Consider the following 20,398-nt stretch of genomic DNA (forward strand, 5'->3'; position numbering starts at 1 on the left):
CTAATCCGCAATCAGGGGCCGCGCCATATCCCAGACCTTGCGCATCAGCCCGGGCAGGGCGGCGCGGTCGATCTGTCGCAGCGGGACCAGGTGGCCGCGCTGCGGATTCCCGGTCAGGTGGCCGGTCCGCACGGTCAGGTCCAGCGTGAAATGGGTGAAGACATGGCGCACCACGCCCAGGTCGCGCCAATCCGCGGGGCCGGGCGGGGGCAGGTCGCGCCCGTCCCATTCGGCCGAGGGAAAGGCCAACACCCCGCCCAGCAGCCCCTTGGGCGGGCGATGCTCCATCACCAGGGCGTCGCCTTGGCGGGCCAGCCAGACGGTGCCGTGGCGCAGGGGCTTCGGCGGCTTCGGCGATTTGCGCGGCAGATCGGGGGCGATGCCTTGGGCGCGCGCGTCGCAGCGGTGGATCAGCGGGCAGATCGCGCAGGCGGGGCTGCGCGGGGTGCAGATCGTCGCGCCCAGATCCATCGTCGCCTGCGCGTAATCGCCGGGCCGCGCGGCCGGGGTCAGGGTCGCGGCCAGGGCGGTCAGTTCGGCCTTGGCGCGGGGCAGTGGCGTCTGGACCGCAAAGAGCCGGGCGACGACGCGTTCGACATTGCCGTCCACGACCGTCTCGGGGCGGTCGAAGGCGATGGCCGCGATGGCGGCCGAGGTATAGGCCCCGATGCCCGGCAGGGCCTGCAACCCCGCCCTGTCGCGCGGAAACCCCCCCGCCGCCGTCACCGCCCGCGCACAGGCCAGCAGGTTGCGCGCCCGCGCGTAATAGCCGAGCCCCGCCCATTCGGCCATGACATCCGCATCCTCGGCCGCGGCCAGGGACGCGATGTCGGGCCAGCGCGTGGTGAAGCGGTCGAAATAGCCGCGCACGGCGGCGACCGTGGTCTGCTGCAGCATCACCTCGGACAGCCAGACGCGATAGGGATCGGCGGGCGGCCCCCCCGGCGGGACCCGCCATGGCAGGTCGCGGGCATGGGCGTCATACCAGGCCAGAAGGTCGGCGGCGATCACCTTGCTTTCACGCAATTATGTGGGCCTTTGCAGAAGGGCGCGCTTTCATCCCGGGGGATGGCTGGCTAAGGATAGGGGCGTGTTAGCAGCAAAGTCGCCCATGGCCCACCCGTCCGATAGCCCCAAGACACGGTCCCGTCGCCGCAGCCGCGGCTTTCAGCCCGCCGCCAGCCTGCTGGCCGACCGGGTCCAGAAGGCAGCCGAGGGGCGGGGATTCGCCGTCGCGCGCCTGCTGACCCATTGGCCCGAGATCGCGGGCCCGCAGCTGTCGGCCGTGACCCGCCCGGTGCGCATCAGCCATGCGCGCGGCGGCTTCGGCGCGACGCTGACCCTGCTGACCACCGGCCCGATGGCCCCCATGGTCGAGATGCAGCTGCCGCAGCTGCGCGACCGGGTGAATGCCTGCTATGGCTATAACGCGGTGCAGGTTCGACGCGATCTCGTCGCCCGACCCGCCGGCCAGACAGCTCTGCTGTTCGTCGAACAGCATCCCCGAGACGGGATAGTATTTCTCGTCCCCGCCGCAGCGCGCCAGGATCCCGGCCCAAAGGCCCGGGCCGAGGGCATCGCCCGCCAATTCGACGACCCCGGCCTGGCCCAGGCCATGGCCCGGCTGGCGCTGAACGTCGCCGCCCGCAAGACCTGACATGATCGACCTGAAAGGACATCAGATGTTTCTCCGCTCTGCCGCGACCGCGATCGCGATGACCCTGGCCGTGCCGGCCATCGCGCAGGACGCCACCCCCGAGATCCTGCCCGACATCGCCCTGGGCGCCGAAGACGCGCCGCTGACGATGATCGAATATGCCAGCTATACCTGCGGGCATTGCGCGAATTTCCACCGCGACGTCTTTCCCCAGCTGAAGGCCGATTACATCGACACGGGCATGGTGCGCTTCGTGCAGCGCGACGTCTATTTCGACCAGCCGGGCCTTTGGGCCGGGATCCTGGCGCGCTGCGGCGGGGACGAGAAATACTATCCCGTCTCGGGGATGCTGTTCGACGAACAGCAGAGCTGGCTGGCCGGCGGGTCGGGCGACGAGATCGCGTCGAACCTGCGCCGCATCGGCCTGAAGGCCGGCATGACCGAGGATCAGATGAATGCCTGCTGGAACGACACCGCCAAGGTCGAACAGCTGATCGCCACCTTCCAGCAGAACGCCACCGCCGACGGGGTCGAGGCCACGCCGACCTTCATCATCGGCGACGAGAAGGTGCCGAACCAGTCCTGGGACAGCATGCGCGCCATCATCGACACCAAGCTGGCCGAGGCCCAGGCCGACTGATCCCCAACGGGATGATTGATTTCCCCGTGGCTTTGCCGCACCATCGCGCGGGCGACAGGATGTCGCACAGCCACGGGGGACGCCATGTTTAACGAATTCAAGACCTTCATCGCGCGCGGCAATGTCATCGACCTTGCCGTGGGCATCATCATCGGCGCGGCCTTCACCGCCATCGTCAATTCGCTGGTGGCCGACCTGATCAACCCGATCCTGGGCCTGCTGACCGGCGGCATCGACTTCACCGACCAGTATATCGTGCTGTCGGGCACCGTTCCCGACAATGCCAGCCTGGCCGCCGCGCGCGATTCCGGCGCGGCGATCTTTGCCTATGGGTCCTTCCTGATGGCGGTGCTGAACTTCCTGATCGTGGCTTGGGCCGTGTTCCTGCTGGTCAAGGGCGTGAACCGCGTCCAGCGCGCCGCCATCCGCCAGAAGGAGGAAGGCCCCGCAGCCCCCGCCGGTCCCAGCCAGGAGGAGCTGCTGGCCCAGATCCGCGACCTGCTGGCCGATCGCGCCAATCCGGTCTGACGATTAAAGGCCCAGCAGGGCCTCCGGGGTGACGGCGTCGATCTTCAGCGCCTCGCCCACCGGGGGGGATGTCAGCTGGCCCTCATGCACCGACAGGCCCGCGCGCAGATGCGCGTCATCGGTCACCGCCTGGCGCCAGCCCTTGTCGGCCAAGGCCAGCAGATGCGGCAGGGTCACATTGCCCAGGGCCTGGGTCGAGCTGCGCGCCACCGCGCCCGGCATGTTCGCCACGCAGTAATGCACGATCCCGTCCACCTCGTAGATCGGGTCCTGATGCGTCGTCGTGCGCGAGGTCTCGAAGCAGCCGCCCTGGTCGATGGCCACATCGACCAGGACCGCGCCGGGCGGCATGGTGGACAGCTGATCCCGCGTCACCAGCTTGGGCGCGGCGGCGCCGGGGACCAGCACGGCGCCGATCACCATGTCGGCGGTGCGGATCGCCTCGGCCGTGGCGGCGGCGCTGGCGAACTGGGTGGTGAGCTTGCCCATGAAGACATCGTCCAGATAGGACAGCCGCGGGACCGAGCGGTCCATCACCGTCACATTCGCGCCCATGCCCACCGCGACCCGCGCGGCCGCGGCCCCGACCACGCCGCCGCCGATCACGATGACATTGGCCGGCCGGACGCCGGGCACGCCGCCCATCAGCACGCCGCGCCCGCCATTGGCCTTCTGCAGCGCCCATGATCCGACCTGCGGGGCCAGGCGGCCCGCGACCTCGGACATCGGCGCCAGCAGGGGCAGGCCGCCCCGCGCATCGGTCACCGTCTCATAGGCGATGGCGGTCACGCCGCTGTCCAGCAGGTCGCGCGTCTGGTCCGGGTCGGGCGCCAGGTGCAGATAGGTGAACAGCAGCTGGCCCCGGCGCAGCATCGCGCGTTCGGCGGCCTGGGGTTCCTTGACCTTGACGATCATCTCGGCTTGGTCGAACACGGCCTCGGCATCGGGCAGGATGGTCGCGCCCGCCCTTTCATAGGCGGCATCGTCGAAACCCGCGCCCTCGCCCGCGCCGGTCTGGACCAGGACCTGATGGCCGCGCCCCGCGGCCTCGGCGGCGGCGGCGGGGGTCAGGCCCACGCGAAATTCCTGCGGCTTGATTTCCTTGGGGCATCCGATCTTCATGCTGATCCTCCTCGTTCCTCCCATGGTGGCACCCTTCGCGCGCAACTTCCTGCGAAGATGCGGGCCGGGCGGCGGGCCGGGCCGAAGATCCTGCTGGCAAAACCGCCCGCGATCGAAGAAGCTGGCGGGATGAGCGAACTGGACGCAATAGACCGCCGCATCCTGTCCCTTCTGCAGAAGGAGGGGCGAATCAGCAATGCCGAGCTGGCGCTGAGGGTGCATCTGTCGCCCTCGGCCTGCCATCGCCGCGTCCAGCGGCTGGAGGAGGCGGGCGTGATCTCGGGCTATGTCGCGCTGCTGGATGCGCGGGCGCTGCGCCGCCAGACCACCGTCTTCGTCGAGATCACCCTGTCGGGCCAGGCCGACGAGGTGCTGGACGCCTTCGAACGCGGGGTGCGCACCATTCCCGACGTGCTGGAATGCCACCTGATGGCGGGCACGGCCGATTACCTGCTTAAGATCGTGGTCGAGGATACCGACGATTTCGCCCGCATACACCGCCAGCACCTGTCGCGCCTGCCGGGCGTGGCGCAGATGCATTCCAGCTTTGCCCTGCGCACCGTGTTCCGCACCACCGCCATCCCGGTGTGACGCTTTGGGGCGGGCGGGAACCCTCCACCGCCCCCGCGGCGTTATGGCGCATGTCACGCAGGAGATGCACCATGAACGGACTTTCGCTGAAGACACTGTTGAAGGGCGGCACGATGGCCGCCGCCATGGGCCTGATGGCCGCGCCCGCCCTGGCCCAGACCACCACCATCGACACGCCCGGATCCACCGTCATCGTCCCCGATGCCGCGCTGGAGGCCGAGCCGTCCCAAGGCTTCGTTCTGGAAAGCGACTATCCCCGCTTCGAGAGCCTGGAGAACTATGCCGCGATCTCGGAGACGCTGATCGCGCAGGGTTATAGCGACGTGCAGATCCTGCGCGAGGGGCCGATCCTGACGGTCACCGGGCAGCGCGCCGGGGTGCCGGTCGTGCTTGTCTACAGCACCGCGAATGCGCGGCTGGTCTCGGTCAACGGGGTCGAGACGCGCGCCGATCCGGAGGATAGCTCGGGGACCGATGTGGGCCCGGACGCCACCGGCGCGAACCCGGTGGGCAGCGGCGCAGGTGTCGTCGGCGACCCCGACGAGGCCGCAGAGGCAGTTGAGGCCGAGCAGGACGCGGATACGCCCGATGCGGATGCAGAGGCCGATGACGGAGCCGACGCGGGTGCCGACACCGATGGCGGTGAAGGCGAAGGCGAGGGCGACGGCGAGGGCTGATCCGCCCTCAGTCCAGCCCGGCCGCCGCGGCGGCGATGACGGCATCGGTCAGCGGCCTGAGCCTTTCAGCGGCCAGGCGGCTTATCTGCCAATGCAGCGTCACGTCCAGCACGGCGCCGGGCACCAGCTCGACCAAGGCCCCGGAGGCCAGGTGCGCCGCCACCAGGCCCCGGGGGTTCATCCCCCATCCCAAGCCCGCCAGACAGGCATCGACGAAACCCTGGGTCGAGGGCAGCACATGGCAGGGCAGATCGGGCGCCGCGCCCGTCACCTGCCGCATCCATGCGCGCTGCAGATCGTCCTTGCGGTTGAAGATCAGGGAGGGCGCGGCGGCCAGCGCGTCGGGCGTCACGCCTGCGGGGAAATGGCGGCGCATGAAATCCGGGCTGGCCGTCGCGCCGTATCGCAACCGACCCAGCCTGTGCACCGAACAGCCCGCCACCGCCCGGTCGCAGGAGGTGACGGCCGCCAGCACACGCCCCTGCCGCAGCCAGTCGGGCGTGTGCTGTTCGTCATCCACCGCGATGGACAGCAGATGCCCCGATCCCCGCGCGAAATCCGCCAGCGCGGGCATCAGCCATGTGCCCAGGCTGTCGGCATTGGTCGCCACCTCCAGCGTCACCAGACCGGGGGCCCCGGCGGCAAGGCCCGGCAGATGGGCGATCAGCGCGGTCTCCAGCATGCCCACATGTTCCATGTGACGGCAGAGCCAGGCCCCGGCCTCGGTCGCGCTGCAGGGCTGGCCGCGCCGGATCAGCACGGTCCCCAGCCGTTCCTCCAGCCCGCGCACCCGCTGCGACACGGCCGAGGGGGTGATGTTCAGCCGCCGGGCCGCAGCCTCGAAGCTGCCGGTCTGCACGATCATCGCCACGGCGCGTGCGCCCGCATAGTCCAGCATCTGAAGCTATCCTTATCCGGCATTAGACGAATGAGTTTTCCTAATCCGCCCCGCCGCGCTAGATCAAGCGCGACCTGAACCGGGGGATGGGATCATGAACCTTGCCGTCTTCATCACCGGCCTGATGACCGGGCTGAGCCTGATCCTGGCCATCGGCGCGCAGAATGCGTTCGTGCTGCGTCAGGGGCTGCGCGGCGATCACGTGCTGGCGGTCTGCCTGACCTGTGCGTTGTCGGATGCGGTGCTGATCCTGTTGGGGGTGACCAGCTTCGGGCGGATCGCGGAATGGATGCCGGGGCTGGCCCCGGCGATGCGCTATGCGGGGGCGGCTTTCCTGCTGTGGTACGGGGCGCGCAGCATGAAGGCCGCGCTGACTTCGGGCGAGGCCTTGGTGGTGGGGACGGGCCAGCCGGAACGGGGGTTGGCGGCGACGGTGGCGGCCTGCCTGGCGATCACTTGGCTGAACCCGCATGTCTATCTGGACACGGTCGTGCTGTTGGGGGCGATCTCGACCCGGTTCGCGGGGGACAGGGCGTCATTCGCGGCGGGCGCGGTGACGGGGTCGTTCCTGTTCTTCTTTGCCCTGGGCTACGGCGCGGCCTGGCTGCGGCCGGTCTTTGCCCGGCCCGGCGCCTGGCGTGTGCTGGAGGCGGTGATCGCCGTCGTCATGTGGGCGATCGCGGCCAAGCTGGTCCTTGGGGGGTGACGGGCCCCGGTGGGGCCTGTCCCTGGGGTGCCGTCAACGGCGGCGGTCGCGGCGGCTGCTCATGGGTTGGAAGGCCACGCCGACATGCGCCTCGCAATAGGGCTTGCCGGGCTGGCTGGGCAGGCCGCAGAACCAGAACTTGTCCGTCGCCGGATCGCCGATGGGCCATTTGCAGGTGCGTTCCGTCAGCTCCATCAGGGTCAGCTTGCGGGCGCGCTTTTCGACCTCGCGGACCGAGGCCAGGGCCTCGGGGCTGATCTCGTTGGCCGAGGGCTGGGGCGGCAGGGGCTGGCCTGCGGGCACGATCGGGCGGCGCGGCACGGGGGTGAAGACGGGCTGGGCCTCGGCCACGGGTTCGGGCTGCGGGGCCGCGGGCTGGGGGCGGGCTGCGCGGCGGGCTGGGGCGCGGGGCGCGCGGCGGGCTGCTTGCGTTCGGCCGCGACCGGTTCAGGCGCGGGGGTGGGGGCCGCCGCCGGGGCGGGCACGGCCTCGGCCTCGTCATTGCGGTTCGACAGGCCCAGCCTGTGGACCTTGCCGATCACGGCATTGCGGGTCACGCCGCCCAATTCCTTGGCGATGGCGCTGGCGGACTGGCCCTCGGACCACATGCGCTTCAGTGTCTCGACACGTTCATCCGTCCAGGACATGGCTGCCTTTCCGGGCGGGTCTTGCCTGCCGCCCCATCTTGTCACCTGCGATCGTTCCCGTCAGAAACGGGATGCCGAGATTTAGCCGCCGAGCGCCAGAAATTCAAGGACCGCCAGATGACAGCCCCGATTCCCGCGACACGCCCCGCCGAAACCCCAGCCGGGGGGCGGCGCGCGATGGGCGTGCGCCGGTTCGGCCGCGTTAACTGGCTGGGCCTGCGGACTCTGGCCTGGCGCGAGGTGATGCGCTTCATGGCGGTCTGGCAGCAGACGATCTTTGCGCCACTGATGACGGCGGGGCTGTTCGTAATGATCTTCTCGCTGGCCTTGGGGCAGGGGCGGGGCGAGGTGATGGGCCTGCCCTATCTGGTCTTTCTGGGGCCGGGGATCCTGATGATGACGGTGATCCAGAACGCCTTCGCCAACACCTCCAGCTCGATCACGGCGGCCAAGGTGCAGGGCAATATCGTGGACACGCTGATGCCGCCCTTGTCGGCGGGGGAATTGCTGGCGGGCTATCTGGCCGGGTCGGTGGTGCGGGCGGGGCTGGTCGCGGTGGTGATCGGCACGGGGATGGTGCTGGTCACGGGGCGCGGCATCGCGCATCCGGGCTGGGCGCTGATCTTCGTGCTGCTGGCGGCGCTGATGCTGGGGGGGCTGGGCATCCTGGCCGGGATCCTGGCGCAGAAGTTCGATCAGATGGCGGCGATCACCAATTTCGTCATCACGCCGCTGAGCTTTCTGTCCGGGACCTTCTATTCCGTGCAGGCGCTGCCCGCGCCCTTCGACACGCTGTCGCATTGGAACCCGATCTTCTACCTGATCGACGGGGCGCGGTTCGGGGTCACGGGGGTGAGTGATTCGTCCCCCGTCCAAGGGCTGATCGTCTGCGTCGCGGTGGTGGTGGCGGTGCTGGCCCTGGCCTGGCGCTGGCTGGACAGCGGTTACCGGATGAAGCCCTGAGGCCTGCGGGCCCGGTCGCGCCAGACCAGCAGGCCCGCGCCGCTGACCAGGACCGCCGCGCCGATCACGCTAACCGCATCGGGCAGCAAGCCGAAGACCCACTGGTCGAACCCCGCCGCCCAGACCAGCGTCAGATAGAAGAAGGGCGCCACGAAGCTGGCATCCGACTGGCGCATCGCCGCCAGGTTCAGCGCCTGGCCCCCGGCCATCAGCAGCCCGATCGCCGCCAAAGCCGCCCATTGCGCCGGGCTGGGCATGGCCCAGACCATCAGCGCCGCCGCCACTGCGATGGCCGTGCCCATGCCGTTATTGACCAGCAGGATCTGCAGCGGTGCCTCGCGCCGGGTCAGGCGCTTGATGAAGATCGCCTCCAGCCCCATGGCGCAGGCGGCGCCCAAGGCCAGCAGGGCTGCGGGCTGCAGCGCATCGCCGGGCCGCAGCAGGATCGCCGCGCCGATCAGCGCGATGGCGGCGGCGGTCCAGCGCACCGGCCGGACGCGTTCCCCCAGCAGCGGAATGGCCAGCATCATCGTGAAGACCGGCGACAGAAAACTGATCGCCGTCGCATCGGGCAGGGGCATGCGTGCCACCGCCGCGAACATCAGCGTGATGCCCCCCCATCCGCAGATCGTGCGCCCCAGATGCGTGGACCAACGCGGACGCGTCAGCCGGGGCCGCATCAGCGCCACCACCACCGCGATCCCCGCAAAGGCAAAGGCGAACCGCCCCAGGCTGACCATCAAGGGCGGCAGGGCCGGGCCCAGGGCGCCCGTCCCGATCGCCTTGGCCAGCAGCGAGGTCGCCGCGAACAGCCCCGTCGCGCCGATCATGAAGGCCACCACCCGGCCGCGATGTTCGCTGCTTGTTTCCATGCCGGTTTCTTGCACGACGTGAAACGGTCCGTCCAGACGGTTTTCGCGCTTGCGCAAGGGGGCAAAGCTGCGCATCCTGCCCGCCATGAGCAAGCGACGCGCCCGTTCCATCCGACGCTGATGCGACCTGACCGGTCCGCATCCCTTCCGCCTGCCCGCCCCCCATCCCATCGCTGCAAAGGCCAGATCCATGATCCCGCATGTCCTGCCGACCTATAATCGTGCCCCCCTGGCCTTTGAGCGCGGCGAGGGCGCTTGGGCCATCACCGCCGAGGGGACGCGATATCTGGACCTAGGCGCGGGGATCGCGGTCAACGTGCTGGGCCATGCGAACCCCGATCTGGTCGCGGCGCTGACCGAACAGGCGGGGCGGATCTGGCATGTCTCGAACCTCTATCAGATCCCGGAACAGGAGCGGCTGGCCGATCTGCTGGTCGAACATACCTTTGCCGATACGGTGTTCTTCACCAATTCCGGCACCGAGGCGGCCGAGCTGGCCATCAAGATGGTCCGCAAGCATTGGGATCATGCGGGCGACCCGGACCGGATCGAGATCCTGACCTTCGGCGGGGCGTTCCACGGGCGCTCTACCGGGGCCATCGCCGCGGCGGGGTCCGAGAAGATGACCAAGGGCTTCGGCCCGCTGATGCCGGGGTTCCGCACGCTGCCCTTCGGCGATCACGAGGCGCTGAAGGCGGCCGTCACCGACCGCACCGCCGCGATCATGGTCGAGCCGATCCAGGGCGAGGGCGGCATCCGCCCGCTGCCCGATGCCTGCCTGCAGGGGCTGCGGGATCTGTGCGACCGGACCGGCGCGCTGCTGGTCCTGGACGAGGTGCAATGCGGCATGGGCCGGACGGGGCGTCTGTTCGCGCATGAATATGCCGGGATCGCGCCCGACATCATGATGGTCGCCAAGGGGATCGGCGGCGGCTTTCCCCTGGGCGCGGTGCTGGCGACGGAGGTTGCTGCGGCGGGCATGGTCGCGGGCACGCATGGGTCGACCTATGGCGGCAACCCGCTGGCCTGCGCGGTGGGCGCGCGGGTGATGCAGATCGTGGCCGACCCGGCCTTCCTGGCCGAGGTGAACCGCAAGGCGGCCCTGTTCCGTCAGCGGCTGGAGGGGCTGGTCGACGCCCATCCCGAGATCTTCGAGGGGGTCCGCGGGCAGGGCCTGATGCTGGGGCTGAAATGCCACGTGGCGCCGGTGGACCTCGTCCGCGCGGCCTATGACCAGCATCTGCTGACGGTGCCTGCGGCGGATGACACGCTGCGCCTGCTGCCGCCCCTGAACATCACCGACGATGAGATCGCCGAGGCCGTGGCCCGCCTGGACCGCGTCGCCGCCGGCCTGGCCGGCTGAGCGCGTTTCCTTCATCCAAGACCCCGGGGGTGGGCAGCGCCCTCTTGACCCGGGGGGCGGCACAGGGCTTGCTGCGATAAATCGCCGAAAGACAGACAGATGACCCATTTCCTGGATATCCACACCACCGATCCCGACGCGCTGCGCAGCATCATCGACCGCGCCCATGCGATGAAGGCCGCCCGAAACGGCCGTCCCAAGGGCACGCCCGATGACGACCAGCCGCTGGCCGGGCGGATGGTGGCGCTGATCTTCGAGAAGCCCTCGACCCGGACGCGGGTCAGCTTTGACGTGGGCGTGCGGCAGATGGGCGGGCAGACGATGATCCTGTCGGGGTCCGAGATGCAGCTGGGCCATGGCGAGACCATCGCGGACACGGCGCGCGTGCTGTCGCGCTATGTCGATCTGATCATGATCCGCACCTTCGAGGAGGCGACCCTGCACGAGATGGCGGAATATGCCAGCGTGCCGGTCATCAACGGGCTGACCAACCGCACCCATCCCTGCCAGATCATGGCCGATGTGATGACGTTTGAGGAACATCGCGGCCCCATCGCCGATCGCAAGGTGGTCTGGTCCGGCGACGGCAACAACGTCTTTGCCAGCTTTGCCCATGCGGCGGGGCAGTTCGGGTTCGACCTGACCTTTACCGGCCCGCCGCCGCTGGACCCCGAACGCGAATGGCTGGACTGGGCCGCGGCGAAGGGGCGCCCGGTGACCATCGAGCGCGATCCGAACAAGGCCGTGATCGGCGCCGATCTGGTGGTGACCGACACCTGGGTCAGCATGCATGACCCGCAATCCGCCAAGGAGCGGCGGCACAATCAGCTGCGCGGATACCAGATCAACGAGGCGTTGATGGCCAAGGCCAAGGATGACGCGCTGTTCATGCATTGCCTGCCCGCCCATCGCGAGGACGAGGTGACCAGCGCGGTCATGGACGGCCCGGCCTCGGTCATCTGGGACGAGGCCGAGAACCGGCTGCATGCCCAGAAGGCGATCATGCGGCACTGTCTGGGCCTGTGACCTGAGTGACGGGCGGCTGTCGCCGCCCGACGCCGTGAGAAAGGGCCACACCTTGCGGTGTGGCCCTTTCGGTTGGGGGATGCGGATCCGTCAGCCGATGGCGGCGGCGCGGATCTCGTCGTCGATGGCGTCCAGGTATTGGGCGAAGTTGTCGCAGAACATCTGGACCAGTTTCTTTGCCTGCGCGTCGTAGGCGGCGGCATCGGCCCAGGTCTGGCGCGGGTCCAGCAGCACGTCGCTGACGCCGGGGACGCTGACCGGGACCTCGAAGCCGAAATTCGGGTCCTTGCGGAACTGGACGTCGTTCAGGCTGCCGTCGAGGGCCGCGGCCAGAAGCGCGCGGGTCGCGGCGATGGGCATGCGCGATCCGGTCCCGAAGGCGCCGCCGGTCCAGCCGGTGTTCACCAGCCAGCAGGACGCGCCGTGCTGGGCGATCTTGGCCTGCAGCAGCTTGCCATAGACCTCGGGGCGGCGGGGCATGAAGGGCGCGCCGAAGCAGGTCGAGAAGGTCGGGATCGGCTCGGTCACGCCGACCTCGGTGCCGGGCGTCTTGGAGGTGAAGCCCGACAGGAAGTGATACATCGCCTGTGCCGGCGTCAGCCGCGCGATGGGCGGCAGGACGCCATAGGCATCGCAGGTCAGCATGATGACGTTCCTGGGATGCCCGCCCAGGCTGGTTTCCGACGCGTTCGAGATCGCGTCCAGCGGATAGGCGCAGCGCATGTTGTCGGTGATCGAGTTGTCCTCGAAATCCAGCTCCAGGCTGTCCTTGTCGAAGACCATGTTCTCGACCACGGTGCCGAAGCGCGAGGTGGTGGCGTAGATTTCTGGCTCGGCCTTGGGCGAGAGGTTGATCGTCTTGGCGTAGCAGCCGCCCTCGAAGTTGAAGATGCCCTTGTCCGACCAGCCATGTTCGTCATCGCCGATCAGCACGCGCGAGGGATCGGCCGACAGCGTCGTCTTGCCCGTGCCCGACAGGCCGAAGAAGACCGCGCTGTCATCGGGATCGCCCGGCGCGTGGTTGGCGCTGCAATGCATGGGCATGATGCCCTTTTCCGGCAGCAGGTAGTTCAGCAGCGTGAAGACGGATTTCTTGTTTTCCCCCGCATAGGCGGTGTTGGCGATCAGGATCAGCTTCTTGTCGAAGTTCATCGCGATCACGGTTTCCGACCGGCAGCCGTGACGGGCCGGATCGGCCTTGAAGCCGGGGCAGTTGATGATCGTGAAATCGGGGGCGAAGGTCGCCAGCTCGTCCGCCTCGGGGCGGCGCAGCAGATGGCGGATGAAAAGGCCGTGCCAGGCCAGTTCGGTGACCACGCGCACGTCCAGCCGGTTTTCCGCATCCGCGCCGCCGAACAGGTCCTGCACAAAATAGTCGCGGCCCTTCATATGCGCCAGCATGTCGGCATGCAGGCGGTCGAAGGCCTCGGGATCCATCGGCTTGTTGTTGTCCCACCAGATCGTGTCTTCGACCGACGGGGTGCGGACCACGAACTTGTCCTTGGGCGAGCGGCCGGTATGGGCGCCGGTGGTGACCAGGAAGGCGCCGCCCAGACCCAGCTGGCCTTCGCCGCGGGCCACCGCCTCGGTCATCAGGGCGGGTTCCAGCAGGTTGTAATAGACCCGGCCCAGCCCCTCGATGCCTTGATCTTCCAGGCGGCAGTTGGGGTTTACGCGCGTCGTCATGTCCGTGGCTCCGTGGCTTGAGAGGCGGCGGCCCGTGCGGGCTGTCGGTTCTGCGGCTATAACATGGAGGATTCGTGCCGAAAGACGGCAGCGCAAACAGTTAGCGGAAACATTAAATGTTATCGCCAACAGGACCGCGACCGCCCGGGATTGCGGCGGGAAGGGCGGAAAATTAACCGGTTTCGGGCAATGTGGGGCAGGGGGGTGATTCGCATGCGGCAGCTTCACGCGACGACGGTGGCGCTGGACGGGCGCGGGCTGGTGATCCTGGGGCCATCCGGCTGTGGCAAGTCCAGCCTGGCGCTGGAGATGATGGCGCTTGGCGCGGGCCTGGTGGCCGATGACCGCACCGACCTGCGGTTGTCCGCCGGGCGGCTGATGGCGCAGGCGCCCCTGCCGCTGCTGGGCCGGATCGAGGCGCGGGGCGTGGGCATCCTGACGGCGGAACCCGCGCCTCCCGCGCAGGTTGTCCTGGCCTGCGACCTGGGCCGGGCCGAGGATCAGCGCCTGCCGCCGCGGCGTCATGTCGAATGGTTGGGAATTCCGGTTTTGCTTGTGCTTGGTCCCTATCGGCCCCATCTTCATGCTGCATTGCGGCAGCTTTTGCTGGGCCGTCGGGTGGACTGACGCATCGGGTGCCAAAGGGGAATGTCGATGAACGGCGATCAGGGGATGCAGCGCTTGGTGCTGGTCACGGGCCCTTCGGGCGCGGGGCGGTCCACGGCCATCAACGTGTTGGAGGATCTGGGCTTCGAGGCGATCGACAACCTGCCGCTATCGCTGATCCCGCGGCTGCTGGACGGGCCGCCGCGCCCCGCGCCCCTGGCCTTGGGACTGGACGTGCGAAACCGCGATTTTTCCGCCGCCAACGTGATCGAGCTGATCGACCGGATGACGCGCATGCCCGATTACGCGCCCGAGGTGCTCTATCTGGACTGCGCCGCCGACACGCTGGTGCGCCGCTACAACGAGACCCGGCGCCGCCATCCGCTGGCCCCGGACGCCGCCCCCCTGGCCGGGGTCCTGACCGAGATCGACCTGCTGGCCCCGATCCGCGCGCGTGCCGATGTGCTGGTCGACACGACCGACCTGTCGCCCCATGACCTGAAGGCCGAACTGACGCGCTGGTTCGACACGCGCCCCGACCAGCGGCTCAGCGTGTCGCTGCATTCCTTCAGCTACAAGCGCGGGGTGCCGCGCGGGCTGGACCTGATGTTCGATTGCCGGTTCTTGGCGAATCCCCATTGGGAATCGCATCTGCGTCCGCTGGACGGGCGCGATCCGGCGGTCCAGGCCCATGTCCAGGGCGATGCGCGCTATCAGGAATTCTTCGACCGGACCCGAGATCTTGTGGCCTTCCTGCTGCCCGCGCATATGGACGAGGGGAAATCGCATCTGTCGGTCGGCTTCGGCTGTACCGGCGGGCAACACCGTTCCGTCACTTTGGTGGAAAAGATGGCCTCCGCGCTTGCAGAGGCGGGCTGGCCGGTGTCAATAAGGCACAGGGAACTCGAGCGTCGGACCACGGCGCCACAGCCCGACGCGGTTGCATCGCCCGGCCAGGACCGGGACGGGCCACTGGCGCAGAGGCAGGCGTCATGATCGTGGGGCGATCCGGGTGTTCTTTAGGTCGTGGTAGGTCAGGTTGATCGGAATTGTCATCGTAGCGCATGGCGGACTGGCCCGGGAATATCTCTCGGCGGTGGAACATGTCGTCGGACCACAGGTGGGCATCGCCGCCGTCGCGATCGAGGATGATCACGACCGCGCCGCCAAGACGGCCGAGATCAAGGCCGCCGCGGATTCCGTCGATCTGGGCGACGGGGTGGTCCTGGTGACCGACCTCTTCGGCGGCTCGCCCTCGAACCTGTCGCTGCCGGCCTGCGCGGTCGAACATCGCACCATCCTCTATGGCGCCAACCTGCCCATGCTGGTCAAGCTGGCCAAGTCGCGCCACATGTCGGTCCCCGATGCCGTGGGCTTCGCCAAGGAGGCGGGGCGCAAATACATCAATTCCTACAACGTCCCGCCCGAGGCGATGGGCGATGCCGAAAGCCGCGCCCGATGAGTGCCGCGATCACCCGTGACCTGGCGATCATCAACGTCAAGGGCCTGCATGCGCGCGCCAGCGCCAAGTTCGTGGACATGGTCGAACGCTTCGACGCCCAGGCCCAGGTCGAAAAGGACGGGATGCGCGTGTCGGGTGACAGCATCATGGGCCTGCTGATGCTGACCGCCCCGCGCGGCAGCCAGATCCGCGTGACCACCACCGGCCCCGAGGCGCAGGCCCTGGCCGATGCCCTGGAGGCGCTGGTCGGGGATTATTTCGGCGAAGGCATGTAGTGCCCGACCGCAAATCCTATCACCACGGCAACCTGCGCGAGGCGCTGGTCGAGGCCACGGCCGCATTGATCGAGGAACAGGGCCCCCAGGCCTTTACCCTGACCGAGGCCGCGCGCCGGGCGGGCGTCTCGGCCGCCGCCCCCTATCGCCATTTCAAGGGCCGCGACGACCTGCTGGAGGAGGTCGCGCGCCAAGGCTTCGTCGAATTCGCCGGCCGGTTGGAGGCCGCCTTCGACGATGGTCGCCCCCAGGTGCTGACGGCCTTTCTGCGCATGGGCCAGGCCTATCTGGATTTCGCCCGCGACCGGCCCGGCTATTACATGGCGATGTTCGAATCCGGCCTGTCCATCGCGCGCAATTCCGACCTGGCCGCCGCATCCGAACGGGCGCAGCGCGTGCTGGTCACGGGCGCGGAATCCCTGGCGATGCGCCTGCCCGCCGACCGCCGCCCGCCCGCGCGCATGGTCGCCAACCACATCTGGGCGCTGAGCCACGGCGTGGTCGAGCTGTTCGGGCGCGGCGCCCCCGGCGGGCGCAGCCCCGTCGCCCCGTCCGAGATGCTGGAAAGCGGCGCCATCGTCTATCTGCGTGGCCTCGGCCTCATCCCCGACTGATTTTCGGAACGCATCCCTTGACGGATGCCCCCATGCGGTCCATCTATGTAAATGTAATTCACATTAACATGGGAGACCACCGATGAGCATGAGTTCACAGGCGCTGCCTCCGGCCCCGGCCGGGACGCGTTTCTCGGATTTTCTGCTGCGGTGCCGTGACTGGCTGGACGGTCACGGACGCAAGGCCTGGATCGCCGCGATGGTGCTGGGCTTCATCGCCTTCTGGCCGATTGGCCTCGCAATCCTCGGCTACATGATCTGGAGCAATCGCATGTTCGGATGCAGCAAGCGCAGTGCCGCGCCCCGCTATCACGCGCCCTCGACCGGCAACACGGCCTTCGACGCCTATCGCGAACAGACGCTGAAGCGGCTGGAGGACGAGCATCGCGAATTCATGGATTTCCTTGAGCGCCTGCGCGAGGCCAAGGACAAGGCCGAATTCGACCAGTTCATGGAAAAGCGCCAGAAGCCGGCCGCCGATCTGTGATCATGCCAACCGGCAGGGGGCCGCGTCCCGGCCCCCCGTCGCCTCAGCGGGTCGGAACGGGTTCGTCGCCGCGATAGTCGTAAAAGCCGCGGCCCGTCTTGCGGCCCAGCCAGCCGGCCTCGACATATTTCGTCAGCAGCGGGCAGGGGCGGTACTTCGTGTCCGCCAACCCGTCATGCAGCACGTTCATGATGGCCAGGCACGTGTCCAAGCCGATGAAATCGGCCAGCTCCAGCGGGCCCATCGGGTGGTTCGTGCCCAGCTTCATCGCGCTGTCGATGCTGCTGACCGATCCCACCCCTTCATAGAGGGTATAGACCGCCTCGTTGATCATCGGCATCAGGATGCGGTTCACGATGAAGGCGGGGAAATCCTCGGCGCTGGCGGCGGTCTTGCCCAGCTTCTCCACGACCTCGTGCAGGGCGCGATAGGTGGCGTCATCCGTGGCGATGCCGCGGATCAGTTCGACCAGCTGCATCACGGGGACGGGGTTCATGAAATGGAACCCCATGAACTTTTCCGGGCGGTCCGTGCGCGAGGCCAGCCGCGTGATCGAGATCGACGAGGTGTTCGAGGTCAGGATCGTCTCGGGCTTCAGATGCGGGACCAGGTCCTCGAAGATGGCCTGTTTCACCGTCTCGCGTTCGGTCGCGGCCTCGATGACCAGATCGGTCTGGCCCAGCTCGGACAGGGTCTGGGTGGTCTTCAGCCGCGCCATGGCGGCGGCCTTGTCCTCGGCGGATATCTTGTCGCGGCTGACCTGGCGTTCTAGGTTGCGGTCTATCAGGTCCAGTGCCTTGTCCAGCGCCTCGCGGCTGATATCGGTCAGCAGAACGTCATAGCCCGCGACGGCGAAGACATGGGCGATGCCGTTGCCCATCTGACCCGCGCCGATCACACCCACCGATTGAATTGCCATGCCAGCCCCCTGTTCCATCGCCGGGACGATAGGGCCGGGCGATGCGTGCTGCAATGCAAAACCGCCCCCCGTTTTTGCGGGGGGCGGCTGCCGTCGTCACAGTTTTTCGGTCAGTTCCGGCACGATCTGGAACAGGTCGCCCACCAGGCCGTAATCGGCGACCTGGAAGATCGGTGCCTCCTCGTCCTTGTTGATGGCGACGATGACCTTGCTGTCCTTCATCCCCGCCAGGTGCTGGATCGCCCCCGAGATGCCGACCGCGACATAAAGTTCCGGCGCCACGACCTTGCCGGTCTGGCCCACCTGCCAGTCGTTCGGCGCATAGCCCGAATCGACGGCGGCGCGGCTGGCGCCGACGGCGGCGCCCAGCTTGTCGGCCAGGCTCTCGATCATCGCGAACTGCTCCTTGGAGCCCAGGGCACGGCCGCCCGAGACGACGCGCCCGGCCGAGGTCAGCTCGGGGCGGTCGCTCTGGGCGACCTCGTCGTTCAGCCATTTGGACAGGGCCGGATCATCGGCCACGGCCGCATCCTCGACCGGGGCCGAGCCGCCATCGCCCGCCGCGTCGAAGCTGGCGGTGCGGATGGTCATGACCTTGGTCGCATCGCCCGACTTGACGGTCTGGATCGCGTTGCCGGCATAGACGGGTCGGTCGAACGTGTCCGCATCGATCACGCCCGAGACATCCGACAGCACCATCACGTCCAGCAGCGCGGCGACGCGGGGCATGACGTTCTTGGCATCCGTGGTGGCCGGGGCGGCGATATGGCTGTAATCGCCCGCCAGCGCCACGATCAGCGCGGCGGTGGGTTCGGCCAGGCGGTGGCCATAGCGCGCATCCTCGGCGACCAGCACGCGGGCCACGCCGTCGATGGAGGCCGCGGCATCGGCGGCGGCACGGGCCTGCGCGCCCGCGCAGAGCACGGTCACGTCGCCCAGGGTCTTGACGGCATTGACGGCCTTGGCCGTCGCGTCGCGGTTCAGTTCGCCATTGGTGACTTCGGCCAGCAGAAGAACAGCCATCACACGACCCCCCCTTCCTTCAGTTTCGACACCAGCTCGTTGACCGAGCCGACCTTGATCCCGGCCTTGCGGCCCTCGGGCTCGCGCGTCTTGACGACGGTCAGGCGCGGGGCCATGTCGACGCCGTAATCGCCGGGGGTCTTTTCGTCCAAGGGCTTCTTCTTGGCCTTCATGATGTTGGGCAGCGACGCATAGCGCGGCTCGTTCAGGCGCAGGTCGGCGGTGACGATCGCGGGCAGGCGCACCTCGATGGTCTGCAACCCGCCATCGACCTCGCGGGTGACATGCGCGGCCTCGCCCTGGATCTCGATCTTGGAGGCGAAGGTCGCCTGGCTCCAGCCCAGCAGAGCCGACAGCATCTGGCCGGTCGCGTTCATGTCGTTGTCGATGGCCTGCTTGCCGGCGATGACCAGCTGCGGCTGCTCCTCCTCGACGATCTTGGCCAGGATCTTGGCGACGGCCAGGGGTTCGATGTCCTGATGCACGTCATCGGCGGCGACGACCAGGATGGCGCGGTCCGCGCCCATGGCCAGGGCGGTGCGCAGCGTCTCGGCGGCCTGCTTGACGCCGATGCTGACGGCCACGACCTCGGTCGCGGTGCCCTTTTCCTTCAGGCGGATCGCTTCCTCGACCGCGATCTCGTCAAAGGGGTTCATGGACATCTTTACATTGGCCAGATCGACACCGGAACCGTCCGCCTTCACGCGGGCCTTCACGTTGTAGTCGATCACGCGCTTGACTGGCACGAGAACCTTCATGGATCTCTCTCCCTATGTTTGCGTCATCTCTGGCCCCGAAACGTAGTGACGGTTTTCCGCCAAGGACAGGGCAAAAACGTCACGGGACGCAGCGTTTGCGTCCCTAGCGGCTGGCGCCCGGCACCCACAGGATGTCATCCGCACCGTCGCCATTGGCGATGCGGCCCGCCACGAACAGCCAGTCCGACAGCCGGTTCAGATAGCGGATCGCCGCCGGATTCACGTCGCCCCCCGCCAAGAGTTCGGTCGCGCGGCGTTCCGCCCGCCGGGCCACGGTGCGCGACAGGTGCAGATGCGCGGCCAGCACGCTGCCGCCGGGCAGAATGAAGCTGCGCAGCGCCGTCAGCCGGGCGTTCATCGCGTCGATCTCGGATTCCAGGCGGTCGACTTGGGCGTCGATGATGCGCAGCACCGGATAGCCCGCCTGATCATCCGCCGCCATTTCGGGCCGCGACAGATCCGCGCCCAGATCGAACAGGTCGTTCTGGATCACCCCGATCAGCCGCGCCAGATCGCCATCCGCATGCAGCCGGCAAAGCCCGAGCGTCGCGTTCAATTCGTCCACGGTGCCATAGGCCTCGACCCGCGGATTGTGCTTGGCCACGCGGCTGCCGTCGGACAGGGCGGTATCGCCCTTGTCGCCGGTGCGGGTATAGATCCGGTTCAGGACCACCATCAGCCGGCCCTCCACCACAGAAAGCCCATCAGGATCACCAGCGCCACGGCCTGGGCGTAAAGGCGCCAGCGCATCATGCGGTTGCCGTGCTTGCGGTTGAATTCGCCGCCACGGGCGAATCCGCCGATGCCGGTCATCAGGATCGCGACCACGACGCCGATGGCCAGCACGGTCACGAGGAAGAGGGTCTTGTCGGGCATGG

The 20,398-nt window shown here is 68.2% G+C and carries 25 protein-coding genes and 1 pseudogene; 15 read left to right on the forward strand and 11 right to left on the reverse strand.

Annotation, left to right across the window (positions count from 1 at the left end):
* Positions 1-1,026: an A/G-specific adenine glycosylase gene (locus JHW48_RS02915; RefSeq protein WP_119887921.1), complete on the reverse strand. Its 1,026-nt coding sequence runs from the start codon at positions 1,024-1,026 to the stop codon at positions 1-3.
* Between the two features lie 64 nt (positions 1,027-1,090).
* Here JHW48_RS02915 and JHW48_RS02920 point away from each other — a divergent pair, with 64 nt between their 5' ends.
* From JHW48_RS02920 to mscL, 3 genes are all read left to right on the forward strand, one after another.
* The gene (locus JHW48_RS02920; protein WP_419182402.1) at positions 1,091-1,657 is read left to right on the forward strand and encodes a DUF721 domain-containing protein; all 567 of its coding nucleotides are present in this window, start codon (positions 1,091-1,093) and stop codon (positions 1,655-1,657) included.
* A gap of 25 nt (positions 1,658-1,682) precedes the next feature.
* Positions 1,683-2,297, forward strand: coding sequence for a DsbA family protein (locus tag JHW48_RS02925; RefSeq protein ID WP_240637977.1), 615 nt, complete (start codon positions 1,683-1,685; stop codon positions 2,295-2,297).
* A gap of 84 nt (positions 2,298-2,381) precedes the next feature.
* Complete coding sequence (gene mscL / locus JHW48_RS02930) at positions 2,382-2,825, forward strand: large conductance mechanosensitive channel protein MscL (RefSeq protein ID WP_119887768.1); 444 nt, start codon at positions 2,382-2,384, stop codon at positions 2,823-2,825.
* A gap of 3 nt (positions 2,826-2,828) precedes the next feature.
* On the opposite strand, the gene ald is transcribed toward mscL, so the two are convergent.
* Positions 2,829-3,947 carry an alanine dehydrogenase gene (gene ald / locus JHW48_RS02935; protein WP_119887767.1) on the reverse strand — a complete coding sequence of 373 codons (1,119 nt, stop codon included), beginning with the start codon at positions 3,945-3,947 and terminating at the stop codon, positions 2,829-2,831.
* A gap of 129 nt (positions 3,948-4,076) precedes the next feature.
* On the opposite strand from ald, the gene JHW48_RS02940 reads away from it, so the two are divergent.
* Together JHW48_RS02940 and JHW48_RS02945 are read left to right on the forward strand one after the other, a co-directional pair.
* Positions 4,077-4,538, forward strand: a complete 462-nt coding sequence (locus JHW48_RS02940) for an Lrp/AsnC family transcriptional regulator (protein ID WP_119887770.1) — start codon at positions 4,077-4,079, stop codon at positions 4,536-4,538.
* Between the two features lie 71 nt (positions 4,539-4,609).
* A complete protein-coding gene (locus tag JHW48_RS02945) occupies positions 4,610-5,215 on the forward strand; it encodes a hypothetical protein (RefSeq protein WP_119887766.1) in 606 nt (201 codons plus the stop codon).
* 7 nt (positions 5,216-5,222) lie between these two features.
* On the opposite strand, the gene JHW48_RS02950 is transcribed toward JHW48_RS02945, so the two are convergent.
* Entirely contained in the window at positions 5,223-6,113 is an 891-nt protein-coding gene (locus JHW48_RS02950) for a LysR family transcriptional regulator ArgP (protein ID WP_119887765.1), read from the reverse strand.
* A gap of 94 nt (positions 6,114-6,207) precedes the next feature.
* On the opposite strand from JHW48_RS02950, the gene JHW48_RS02955 reads away from it, so the two are divergent.
* Positions 6,208-6,819: a LysE/ArgO family amino acid transporter gene (locus JHW48_RS02955; RefSeq protein WP_119887764.1), complete on the forward strand. Its 612-nt coding sequence runs from the start codon at positions 6,208-6,210 to the stop codon at positions 6,817-6,819.
* 33 nt (positions 6,820-6,852) lie between these two features.
* Here the strand turns inward: JHW48_RS02955 and JHW48_RS18555 are convergent.
* Positions 6,853-7,466: pseudogene (locus JHW48_RS18555) on the reverse strand (GcrA family cell cycle regulator).
* Between the two features lie 117 nt (positions 7,467-7,583).
* On the opposite strand from JHW48_RS18555, the gene JHW48_RS02970 reads away from it, so the two are divergent.
* Entirely contained in the window at positions 7,584-8,429 is an 846-nt protein-coding gene (locus JHW48_RS02970) for an ABC transporter permease (protein ID WP_240637898.1), read from the forward strand.
* Here JHW48_RS02970 and JHW48_RS02975 read toward each other — a convergent pair.
* On the reverse strand, positions 8,411-9,301 hold the full coding sequence (locus JHW48_RS02975; RefSeq protein WP_119886891.1) for a DMT family transporter: 891 nt from the start codon (positions 9,299-9,301) through the stop codon (positions 8,411-8,413). The two genes, JHW48_RS02970 and JHW48_RS02975, sit on opposite strands and share 19 nt — an antisense overlap.
* Positions 9,302-9,491: 190 nt before the next feature.
* On the opposite strand from JHW48_RS02975, the gene JHW48_RS02980 reads away from it, so the two are divergent.
* Both JHW48_RS02980 and argF read left to right on the forward strand, forming a co-directional pair.
* Positions 9,492-10,664, forward strand: a complete 1,173-nt coding sequence (locus JHW48_RS02980; RefSeq protein WP_119886886.1) for an aspartate aminotransferase family protein — start codon at positions 9,492-9,494, stop codon at positions 10,662-10,664.
* A 99-nt stretch (positions 10,665-10,763) separates the two neighbouring features.
* Positions 10,764-11,690 (forward strand): ornithine carbamoyltransferase, encoded by a 927-nt coding sequence (gene argF / locus JHW48_RS02985; protein ID WP_119886885.1) that lies wholly within the window; start codon positions 10,764-10,766, stop codon positions 11,688-11,690.
* A 90-nt stretch (positions 11,691-11,780) separates the two neighbouring features.
* Here the strand turns inward: argF and JHW48_RS02990 are convergent, their stop codons facing one another.
* Positions 11,781-13,376 (reverse strand): phosphoenolpyruvate carboxykinase, encoded by a 1,596-nt coding sequence (locus JHW48_RS02990; protein WP_119886884.1) that lies wholly within the window; start codon positions 13,374-13,376, stop codon positions 11,781-11,783.
* 213 nt (positions 13,377-13,589) lie between these two features.
* Between JHW48_RS02990 and JHW48_RS02995 the strand changes: the two genes are divergently transcribed.
* The 6 genes from JHW48_RS02995 (at position 13,590) to JHW48_RS03020 (ending at position 16,820) form a co-directional block, all read left to right on the forward strand.
* A complete protein-coding gene (locus JHW48_RS02995; protein ID WP_119886883.1) occupies positions 13,590-14,003 on the forward strand; it encodes an HPr kinase/phosphorylase in 414 nt (137 codons plus the stop codon).
* Between the two features lie 27 nt (positions 14,004-14,030).
* The gene (gene rapZ, locus JHW48_RS03000) at positions 14,031-14,978 is read left to right on the forward strand and encodes an RNase adapter RapZ (protein ID WP_240637897.1); all 948 of its coding nucleotides are present in this window, start codon (positions 14,031-14,033) and stop codon (positions 14,976-14,978) included.
* A 43-nt stretch (positions 14,979-15,021) separates the two neighbouring features.
* Positions 15,022-15,444 (forward strand): PTS sugar transporter subunit IIA, encoded by a 423-nt coding sequence (locus JHW48_RS03005; RefSeq protein WP_119886882.1) that lies wholly within the window; start codon positions 15,022-15,024, stop codon positions 15,442-15,444.
* Positions 15,441-15,719, forward strand: a complete 279-nt coding sequence (locus JHW48_RS03010) for an HPr family phosphocarrier protein (protein WP_119886881.1) — start codon at positions 15,441-15,443, stop codon at positions 15,717-15,719. Before JHW48_RS03005 ends, JHW48_RS03010 begins: the two co-directional genes overlap by 4 nt.
* Positions 15,719-16,333 (forward strand): TetR/AcrR family transcriptional regulator, encoded by a 615-nt coding sequence (locus JHW48_RS03015; protein ID WP_119886880.1) that lies wholly within the window; start codon positions 15,719-15,721, stop codon positions 16,331-16,333. The genes JHW48_RS03010 and JHW48_RS03015 overlap by 1 nt, the downstream gene beginning before the upstream one ends.
* A gap of 88 nt (positions 16,334-16,421) precedes the next feature.
* Positions 16,422-16,820 (forward strand): DUF2852 domain-containing protein, encoded by a 399-nt coding sequence (locus JHW48_RS03020; protein ID WP_119886889.1) that lies wholly within the window; start codon positions 16,422-16,424, stop codon positions 16,818-16,820.
* Positions 16,821-16,863: 43 nt separating this feature from the next.
* Here JHW48_RS03020 and JHW48_RS03025 read toward each other — a convergent pair whose 3' ends face one another.
* The 5 genes from JHW48_RS03025 to JHW48_RS03045 form a co-directional block, all read right to left on the reverse strand.
* On the reverse strand, positions 16,864-17,739 hold the full coding sequence (locus JHW48_RS03025; protein WP_119886879.1) for a 3-hydroxybutyryl-CoA dehydrogenase: 876 nt from the start codon (positions 17,737-17,739) through the stop codon (positions 16,864-16,866).
* Between the two features lie 96 nt (positions 17,740-17,835).
* Entirely contained in the window at positions 17,836-18,762 is a 927-nt protein-coding gene (locus JHW48_RS03030) for an electron transfer flavoprotein subunit alpha/FixB family protein (RefSeq protein WP_119886878.1), read from the reverse strand.
* Positions 18,762-19,520 (reverse strand): electron transfer flavoprotein subunit beta/FixA family protein, encoded by a 759-nt coding sequence (locus JHW48_RS03035; protein WP_119886877.1) that lies wholly within the window; start codon positions 19,518-19,520, stop codon positions 18,762-18,764. Before JHW48_RS03035 ends, JHW48_RS03030 begins: the two co-directional genes overlap by 1 nt.
* 103 nt (positions 19,521-19,623) lie before the next feature.
* Positions 19,624-20,196: a cob(I)yrinic acid a,c-diamide adenosyltransferase gene (locus JHW48_RS03040; protein ID WP_119886888.1), complete on the reverse strand. Its 573-nt coding sequence runs from the start codon at positions 20,194-20,196 to the stop codon at positions 19,624-19,626.
* A complete protein-coding gene (locus tag JHW48_RS03045) occupies positions 20,196-20,396 on the reverse strand; it encodes a twin transmembrane helix small protein (RefSeq protein ID WP_119886876.1) in 201 nt (66 codons plus the stop codon). The genes JHW48_RS03040 and JHW48_RS03045 overlap by 1 nt, the downstream gene beginning before the upstream one ends.
* Between the last annotated feature and the right edge of the window lie 2 nt (positions 20,397-20,398).

Origin of the sequence: Paracoccus aestuarii (assembly GCF_028553885.1) — a bacterium.
In the GTDB taxonomy this organism is placed as follows: Bacteria; Pseudomonadota; Alphaproteobacteria; order Rhodobacterales; family Rhodobacteraceae; genus Paracoccus; species Paracoccus aestuarii.